The sequence below is a fragment of the Nodosilinea sp. LEGE 07298 genome (assembly GCF_015207265.1).
Taxonomy (GTDB): domain Bacteria; phylum Cyanobacteriota; class Cyanobacteriia; order Phormidesmidales; family Phormidesmidaceae; genus Nodosilinea.
In genome coordinates, this window is record NZ_JADEXE010000307.1 from 1 (window position 1) to 7,714 (window position 7,714).

At 52.6% G+C, this 7,714-nt stretch carries 7 protein-coding genes; 4 read left to right on the forward strand and 3 right to left on the reverse strand.

Going from position 1 to position 7,714, the window contains the following annotated elements; genetic code table 11:
* The 3 genes from IQ273_RS27575 to IQ273_RS27585 form a co-directional block, all read right to left on the reverse strand.
* On the reverse strand, positions 1 to 422 hold a 422-nt coding region (locus IQ273_RS27575; RefSeq protein ID WP_194026333.1), incomplete at its 3' end, for a hypothetical protein.
* Between the two features lie 151 nt (positions 423 to 573).
* Complete coding sequence (gene ltrA / locus IQ273_RS27580) at positions 574 to 2,424, reverse strand: group II intron reverse transcriptase/maturase (RefSeq protein ID WP_194026334.1); 1,851 nt, start codon at positions 2,422 to 2,424, stop codon at positions 574 to 576.
* A 537-nt stretch (positions 2,425 to 2,961) separates the two neighbouring features.
* On the reverse strand, positions 2,962 to 3,450 hold the full coding sequence (locus tag IQ273_RS27585) for a hypothetical protein (RefSeq protein WP_194026335.1): 489 nt from the start codon (positions 3,448 to 3,450) through the stop codon (positions 2,962 to 2,964).
* A gap of 664 nt (positions 3,451 to 4,114) precedes the next feature.
* On the opposite strand from IQ273_RS27585, the gene IQ273_RS27590 reads away from it, so the two are divergent.
* From IQ273_RS27590 to IQ273_RS27605, 4 genes are all read left to right on the forward strand, one after another.
* Positions 4,115 to 4,891 carry a ParA family protein gene (locus IQ273_RS27590; protein WP_194026336.1) on the forward strand — a complete coding sequence of 259 codons (777 nt, stop codon included), beginning with the start codon at positions 4,115 to 4,117 and terminating at the stop codon, positions 4,889 to 4,891.
* Positions 4,884 to 5,327 carry a hypothetical protein gene (locus tag IQ273_RS27595; RefSeq protein ID WP_194026337.1) on the forward strand — a complete coding sequence of 148 codons (444 nt, stop codon included), beginning with the start codon at positions 4,884 to 4,886 and terminating at the stop codon, positions 5,325 to 5,327. Before IQ273_RS27590 ends, IQ273_RS27595 begins: the two co-directional genes overlap by 8 nt.
* A 269-nt stretch (positions 5,328 to 5,596) precedes the next feature.
* Positions 5,597 to 6,772 (forward strand): serine/threonine-protein kinase, encoded by a 1,176-nt coding sequence (locus tag IQ273_RS27600; RefSeq protein WP_194026338.1) that lies wholly within the window; start codon positions 5,597 to 5,599, stop codon positions 6,770 to 6,772.
* Positions 6,773 to 6,823: 51 nt separating this feature from the next.
* A partial coding sequence (locus tag IQ273_RS27605) for a serine/threonine-protein kinase (protein ID WP_194026339.1) occupies positions 6,824 to 7,714 on the forward strand: 891 nt, incomplete at its 3' end.

The window sequence follows — 7,714 nt, forward strand, 5'->3', positions numbered from 1 at the left end:
CGTGCAGTCGTTCTTCGAAAGGCGACCACTGCTACAGCGCTCATGAACGGGGGTGCTGACCTTCTCTCAGACCCTGCAATCCGCCAATCTAGCTGTCGCGTCACCTCTATGTACTTGACATTTGATAGATCTGTTTCATCGTGGATAAACCTTAGATATCGGGCATAGCCGCGACTCCAAGTGGGAGTCGGCACAAATTTTGCGGTGAACTTCCAGCTCTGCCCCCCGGTGAGAATCCACCAGGTAGACATGCCCCAGGCGGCAATGAAACCAATCGAAGTCCAGCTGAGGCTGAACCCGCGACCCAGCAGGTAAGACGCCCCCGTGATGCAAAACCAGGGAATGATCTGGTCGGCTGGAATGGGGCCTAACCGGGGTTGCGCCCCCAGAATGGTGTTAACGGGGCGAAATTTAGATGCCATAAGCCGCTAGCAGTGCTGAAAGGACGGTGTAGAGCTGCACCCTCGATCTGAATGGCCGCACGGCGACAACTAGCCGGTGATTAGCGTCGTCAGCACATCGCCAGCGGTGACGGCAATGATGATAATTAGCGGTGTGCGGGCAATAGTTTGGTTAGAGTCGAACATTGGATCGCTCCAATGAACTCTCTTTCAAAACCGGACGTGAGAGTTTCCCCTCATCCGGCTCCTCAATGAACTGACTCGGCCCAAAGAAAGCTGAGCACGACCCATCCGTTGCCGTTTTGAGATCATGGCAGTGGCCATGAAGCAACTGGAGATTGTCAAAGGTCTCTTGACCGCCCCGCGATAACGGCTGGATGTGGTCAACCTCGACCAGGTCATGGAACGTGATGTGAAGTCCGCAGAACGCACATTTACCCCCTTGCTTCTGGAGCAGCTTAGCAACCCGAGGGGAGATGCCGGGATAGCGCCCCATTCGCCGTGACCAATAAGCCCAATCCCCGTCATCGGGGGACTTCTGGTTCTTCAGAGTCGTGTAAACGGCGGTGCGGTGCCGGATATGACGGGTTAGCTCCACGTCCTTGGCGGCAAACGTCCATCGTCCTTCAGTTCTGATTTGCCAGTACTTTTCGGCCACTTTTCGGGCTCCTCGTCCGGTGCAGCGGTTCACTGCCCAGGCGCGGAGCTTTTGGTAAGTGAGGAAATCGGCTTTAGCCAGTTGGGAGCGAGCATTGAAGTAGCCAAAGTAGGTCGCCCATCCCCGAATCACAGGATTCAAGGCATGGATTAAGGCCGCTTGCGGCGCGTGGCTATACTGCTTGATGATCTCTCCCACGGCGGCCATGTGCCGTTTGAGGCTGTCCTGACTGGGGGTGACAAAGAGCTTGAATCCTAGGGAGCGACTGACGGCACCACTTCGGTAGTTCCCTTGCATCACGCGGGAAGCACGATGCTGGCCGACCGAATGTTGTTGAAAGTGGTACCCCAGGAAATCAAATCCCACATTCCCCTCAACCGGAGTCAAGGTGTGGGTGATTCGCGTCTTCTCCGGATGGATAACTAGCCCCATCTCTTGCAGCCAGGTCGTTAACGCCTCAAAGCAACCCTGAATGACGCTCAGGTCTTCATGCAGAACGACAAAGTCATCGGCATATCGAACCAGTTTGGGGGACAGAATATCGCGGCGTTTCCCGTCAATGATGCGAGAATGCCGGGGATACTGCTGCTTGAGATAAGCCTCCATGCCGTGCAACGCAATGTTAGCTAGCAAGGGAGAAATGACACCGCCTTGAGGCGTTCCGCGTTCCGTAGGGAACCAGTTTGCCCCTTCGATTACCCCCGCGTTTAGCCAGGCTTTGATCTGGCGACGGAGGCTGGGAAAGGTGTCGAGCTTATCCAACAACTTGCTCTGGTCAATTTGGTCGAAGCACTTGGCGATATCCGCATCCAGCACATATTTGGCTTTCTGCTGGGTCGCCTGTTGAATCGCCCTGAGGGCGTCTTGTGCTGAGCGACCGGGTCTGAAACCGTAGGAGTGAGGCTCAAATCTGGCCTCCCACTGGGGCTCCAGGGCTAGTTTGACCAGGGCCTGGCGAGCCCGTTCGGTCATGGTCGGAATCCCGAGGGGCCGTTTTTCCGTCTTCCCTGGCTTGGGAATCAGCACCCGTCGAACCGGGGCTGATTTGTCGCTCAAGGAGAGGTTTTGAGCCAGTTGCAAGCGTTGAGCTGGGGTGAGGGATTTGACACCATCAATCCCGGCTGTCTGCTTGCCTCGGTTGTCCTGAGTAACCTTACGCACCGCCAGGCAGCGAGCTGCCCATGACCGCATCAGGGTCTTTTGCAGTTTGTGAACGGTTTTCACATCACCATTCTGTTCAGCTCGGTAAATCCTCGTTTGCAGCTTGAACACCTTCGCCTCTAGCTGTCGCCAGGGGAGGGTCTTCCATTCCACTGGAGGTGCATTGACCCCAGTCTTAGACGTTTGGACTGTGACTTGATTCATTACCATCAGTTCATCGTGTATCTGTAGGCTTATCCTGGGCATTACCCCAGGCCTTCGCTTTTGATACAATCCCGCCTGCTGAGGGCTTGTAGCGTGGCAGCCGACTCTGACGTTAGCCAGAGAGCGCCTCAGCGGGTTATTCCGTTCCGAATGACCATTGTTTGAATCCTTAGGGCGATGCTCTCCACCGGGTTGATGGGAAGTGCAGACTGGTCGAGATTGGAATCGCCAGTTCCCGTTTGCCTTGCCGTTTTGGCCTGGGCTGCTAACCGTCGTAGCCCACTTGACGTGACGATGGTTCTGACACATCTTCGCTTTCGCTACCCATAGATTCTTGCTAGACAGATTGCCGAGTACGGTTCTCGGAAGGGCTGCCGTTCATCCCCGCTTCACCCGATTGAGAGCTAGTCTCACGGGTGGGGGAAGTGCTGTCACCGTTGCACCCACGGGGTAGGACTTACACCTACATGGCCATTCAGTTGTCAAGGTCCAAAGACCTCGCGCCTAATCCCATGAAACTCAGGTGAGTTCCAGTTTCTAGGCAACGGCTCGCACCCAATCCTCGTCATTGCGAGCGCTGTTGATCACCCGTACCAGCGAGATGCCGACGTAGAGCAGAAACAGGCCCCGCAGCACGTTGAAGACTAGGGGGATGGCGTCGCCCGCAGCGGTGCCAAAGTTCGTGGTCATCCAGGTTTCAGCATCGCCGAAGAACTGGGCCTGGGCGGGATAGGCCAGCAGGGTGATCAGCCAGAGCAGCCCTAGACCCAGGAGCCGCCCAGCCATTCGCTTGAAATCCTGGGCTTTAGAAGCCCGCCTGGATAGGGAACGGGAGGGTGTTATGTCCTGCCTACAGGCAAGGCCTGTCAACCCCGCCACGGCCAGCATCATGAGTAAGGCGGGGCCGTGGATGAGGGTATCCAGAGCAAGGCATAGGAACGCTACGACAAATAGCGGCAGGTCTGGAAGCGGATTCATCCGACCTACCAGTCGTTCCATCAACGGAAAAACGTAGAGAGTTTTCATGGCTCAAATGAATTGAGTCTGACTGATGATTGAAGTCTCCTGAAATCAGTCAGATGACATGACTCGCGTGCTCACCAATGAGTGACGTGTTCCACTCGAATTGCGTGAAGATTTGATCAATATAGCAATGTTTTTCAACGGTGGGGAAATGAGAAACTAAATTGTTGATTCAGGCTTAGACGGCTCAAATCCATGTTTAAAGCCTATACAAGACAATGAATATCGTGCTTGATTCTGTAATCTTGCGTGATGTTAATCAAGCTATTGACCGATCTATGTAGATCCTTAAAGTAGGAATATTTTTTATACCGAGGCCATACATAATCCCTATCGACTGAAAATTTGCTGCCAATTATCAACGCGATTAGCTACAAGCAATAACTCTATGATTGCAGTCGCATTCTATCTATAGATAATCATCAAAAGCGACGCAAGACCATCTTCTTTAGTTCCTTTTTCCCTCACATATTTTCAACTCAAAAGTCACGCTTTAACTGACAACATCACATGACGACTGATTTGCAGACACAAAACAAGCATTTTGACGTCAATACGTCTTGATGTCTCTAGCTTCGCAAGCTTATATGGCGTCCAGATCGCTGGTGGGTCAAGCCATGCAGAGATGGGCAGGGGCTAAGTGTTGTACGGGGAGTGAAACACATCTATGAAGACAGTGAGTTGTTTGTCGCTCTCTGGGGGGCAAGGGAAAACGTCGGTCTCACTGCTGCTAGGGCGACTCTTGGCGCACCGGGGCCAGAAGGTGCTGATGGTGGATGCCGATCCGCAGGCGAATCTGACCTTTTATTTGGGCCATGACGTGAAGGCGAATGAGCCCACTCTGTTGGAGGTGCTGAAGCAGCAGGTGGAAACAGCCGATGGGATCTATCCGCTGACAGCAGCCAACCTATTTCTGATTCCAGCCGATGAGGGGCTGCACAAAGCCCAGGAGTACTTGGCCACCATCGGGATGGGAGCCCTGGCTTTGCACCATGCCCTGGAGGCCGTGGAGGAGCTATTTGACGTTTGCATTATCGACTCGCCGCCCCAGCGCACCCAGATTTGCTTATCGGTGGTGGGGGCCTCGGAATGGGTGCTGATTCCAGCGGAGGCCTCGACCAAAGGGGTAAATTCACTGCTGTGCAGCCTGGAACTGCTGGAGGAATTGGGGCGAATACGGGCGTTTAAGGGCCAGGTGCTGGGGGTGCTGCCGTTTCGCGATAAGTGGTTTGGTAGGTCTCAGGCAACGGATAGCCGAGAGGCCATAGCGGCTATGCAGCAGGTGGCAGGGACAATTCCGGTGCTGCCGTCAATTGTGGAGAGTGAGCGCTACAAGCAGGCGATTCGGCAGGGGCAGCGGCTGTCAGAGATTGGGTACGGGGAGTTGGAATTTCCGCTGTACAGGGTGATTGAGGCGTTAGAGCAGGAGCAGGAGAGTGGCTGAGGATGCGCTGGAACGGTTGATGCAGCGGCAGCGCCCGAGTGTGCCGCCCCGTGCCGATGGGTTGGGGGCAGAGTTACCTGTGAAGTCTCCTCAACAGTCGGCAGTGGGGAGCAATGGGTCGGGATATAGTGACTCTAACGAGTCTACGGGTGTTGACGTCAGTATGTCTGTTAGCCAAGGTGATGAGGCGGAGTTACCGCAGCTAGTGCGGACAACGACGCGGTTAGAGGAAGAGATTGATAAGGCCCTGCGCCACCTCTGTATGGATGAGAAGATCACCAAGGAGGTGTGGTTTGAGGCGGCCTACCTTTACCTGGCGGAGCACCCAAAGGCGATGCAGGCGGTGAATGGGGTGGCAAAGGAGCGCTACCAGCGCCGGAAGCGGGCAGCGGATTTGAGGAAGCTGGAGACGATGCAGAAGCGATTGAGGGGGTAGCGCTCCTCCGTTTGCCCAAAGATTTCTCTTGTCTCGAACTCAGGTTGGACAATTAAGTCGCTAAGAGAAACCAGGCTATAGTAAATAACAATAATCTGACCCTGTGGCCTTATTCCGTTGTGACAAGCTCCCCCGACTTTTCCCAACGACTCCAGCTGACTCAGCGGCTTTCGGCTTTGCCAGGTCCACAGCTCGACCAGGTGATTTTTGCCCTTAAACCACCGCCGGGCAATATTCCGGCTGCGTCGGCCCCACAGGGGGATCGGGTGATGGCTCTGCTGACCTGGACCGAAAGCGAGATGGGCTATGGGTTGGAAACATTAGAGCAGGCAATTGATTCCGTGCTGGCTCAACGTGAGCAAGCTGCGCCCCAGAGCGCTCAGGTGTTCATGAGTCAACCGGCTCAAGCCTCTGACCAGACCTTGACTCAAACCCTGCATCAAGACCCGCAGGCGGCAGATAATACGTTACAGAATGGAAAATATATTTTAGAGCGAGAGTTGGGGCGTGGACGCTTCGCTATTTCTTATCTGGCTAAGCGCTCAGATGGCGAACGTTGGGTGATTAAGGTCTTAAATCCCCAGGTACTGGCTGGGCTAAATGCTATAGAAAGAGATCGCCAAGAAACCCTATTCTGGCAAGAGGCTGTCAAGCTAGCTAAGTGCAGTGGTACTCCTCACATCGCAAAAGTTGAAATACCGTTCAAAGAGGGAGACTTAATCTGCTTACCGGTGGAATATTTGGATGGCAACAGCTTGGCAGATCGATCTGAGCGACAACTCTTAGAGCAAAATGCGCTGACTTACATTCGACAAATTGGAAAAGCACTGACTGTTGTTCATCAGCAAGGGTTAGTACATCGTGATATTTGCCCAGCAAATATTTATCTCAGACTTCGACGAGGTCAAGTAGATGCAGTACTGACAAACTTTGAACTGGCCGTGGATTCCGATACAGAACTCAGCCGAACCCGTGAGCAAGAGTTAACCGATGGCTTTTCGCCTATTGAGTTGTATGCTCGTGGGCAGGCCATTGGCCCCTATACCGATGTGTACTCTTTAGCGGCAACATTGTACGAACTGCTGACGGGAGAAGTGCCCTGTAGCGCAAAAGCCAGACAGGTCAATGGACAGGCTTTGCTATCACCGCAGAACAAGAACCCAGATATTTCAGGCAAAACAACAAAAATGATCTTGGCCGGACTGGAACTAAAGCCAGAAAAACGTCCCCAGTCCATTCAGAACTGGCTTTCTAGGCTGGATGCAGAAATTAATCAGCCTAAGCCATTACATTCTAGTTCTGTAGATTGGAGTAAGTGGCAAGCTATTTGGGCAGCAGCAGCGGTTATAGTAGCCCTATTAATTGGTGGTATTCCCCTTTGGCATCGGCCAGATATCCAGACTTCACCTCAACAGCCTCCGGTGCAATCACCCTCTCAGCCATAAAGTAAATGACGATAGTCTGATTTAGCATCCTTTGATATCGCAACATAATTCATGTGGACAGAAGGCCGTTTGCTGCAATCTGGTAAATACAAAGTCATCAAACAAATTGGTGACGGGGCTTCTGGGCTGACTTACCTAGCAGAAGAAACATTTTTGGAACGAAAGGTCGTTATAAAAACACCATATCGGTTGTTTCAAGCTGACCAAGATTACGAAAAATTTGCTCAACGTTTTCGACGAGAGGGGCAAGCCCTCGCCAGCATTGAACACCCTAACATAGTACAGGTGTTCGAGTATTTCTTCCACGAAAACATGCCCTGCTTAGTTATGGCATACGTTGTTGGAGAAACACTGAAAGAGCGGGTTAAAAATAAAAGCAGGCTTTCTCAGGATGAAGCTATACGTTGCTTTCACAAACTAGCTGAGGCCATACACAGCCTCCACAGAAGTGGGTTAATTCATTGTGATGTTCATCCCGGCAACATCATCCTTCGGTCAGATGGCGAACCTGTATTAATTGATTTTGGCTCGGTAGAGTTGCTACAGCCCGGTACGATTACTGTCAATCCAACCAACTCAATATATACCCCTTATGAACAAATGGAGCGAGAGATTGAGCCCCAGGCTACTCTAGATATTTATGCTCTAGCAGCGACTCTCTACTTTGCCCTAACAGGGCAAAAGCCCCAAAATTCTTTTGAACGTAAAGCATTTGGCGATAAGCTAGTGCCCCCGAAACAACATTGTAAGGAAATTGAGCAGTGGCTTAACCAGGCTATCTTACAAGGAATGGCTTTAGAAGCTGAGCATCGACCTGCTTCTATGCAAGCTTGGGTCGGCTTGTTGCAACCCCCCGAACCCCCTAAAGCTAAATCAAGTCAGCCACAACAACCTACCTCTGGCAGAGCTGAACAACCAGTGCCCCCAGAACCACCCCATTTT